Annotated in this window: 1 pseudogene; it reads left to right on the forward strand. The window is 38.5% G+C overall.

The features are described from left to right. Positions 1-378, forward strand: a pseudogene (locus tag K4039_RS26680) (hypothetical protein); the annotation flags it as partial. Between the last annotated feature and the right edge of the window lie 668 nt (positions 379-1,046).

A 1,046-nucleotide genomic window follows, 5' to 3' on the forward strand; every position in this document is an offset into this window, starting at 1 on the left:
CGCATTGCACGCAAATGTGGTTCTGTTTTCCTTTTTTCTTGCCATTTTTACGGATATGGGTTGATTTACATTCGCTTGCGTTGCATAAATTATTCCTCCTATTCATACTCTAACTCAGCAACGCCACTGTGTTTGTTGGTCTATACCCTAGCACAAAGAAAGCTCAGACAAGAATTGGAATCATCAGGAGTTTGGGTCAAGAATCAGGTGAAGAAATTAACAAATAAACCGACCATGCGCTGGATATTTCAGGTATTTCAGGCAGTACATTTGATCACGGTCAATGGACACAAGCAAGTGAGCAATTTAACGGTAGAACATCGAAAAATTCTCTCTTGTTTAGGGACAGTCTGTCGTCAATATTATCTGATTATTTAATCAGGAGGATTTGACGTATTCAAATTGAGATACTTGTTGAGAAAAATAAATTGTTAGCCAATATAATTATTATATTGGTCGAAAAACCGATGGATTTATTGGAGTGTATTGTCTAATAACTTGAGCAAGTTATTATTACGAAAAAAAGCTGGGATTCAACTTGAGATATTGTCTACTAATTTTCACAAAAAGTTGACACTAAAGTTAAAAAAGTTAGACTAAAAAAGTTTGATGGCTGTGATTTTTCAAAAATACCAGTAACATGAATCACATCTGCGGAATGTGGGTTTTAAGTCGTCTAGAATGTGAGCTTCCGCCTTCAAGCCATCTTGTGCCTGCTCAAAAGTCAAGGGAGGGGACGGTGGCTGCTTGAGGCGTTTAACCACGCGCAAATCCTTCTTAAGTTTCTCCTATCTTTAGCGAAATAAATATGACAATAATTAGTATCTTTCAGGTGTTCCGTGATTTCGTAGTCCCCAAAAATTGTTTGTCCGAGCATAATATCGGTGGTGAGCTAAAAGGGATGTGCTTGCCCGTTTTTCATCCTAATCGTACCACAAAAAACAAAGCCCCCGTCTGAATATCAGCGGGGGGCTTTATTTAATTAAAATTAACCAGGCATCGAGCTATTTTCTCAGGCAGTGACCCGCCAAATATCTTCGCCACCG

Source organism: Lyngbya sp. CCAP 1446/10, assembly GCF_026130175.1.
Lineage (GTDB): Bacteria > Cyanobacteriota > Cyanobacteriia > Cyanobacteriales > Microcoleaceae > Microcoleus.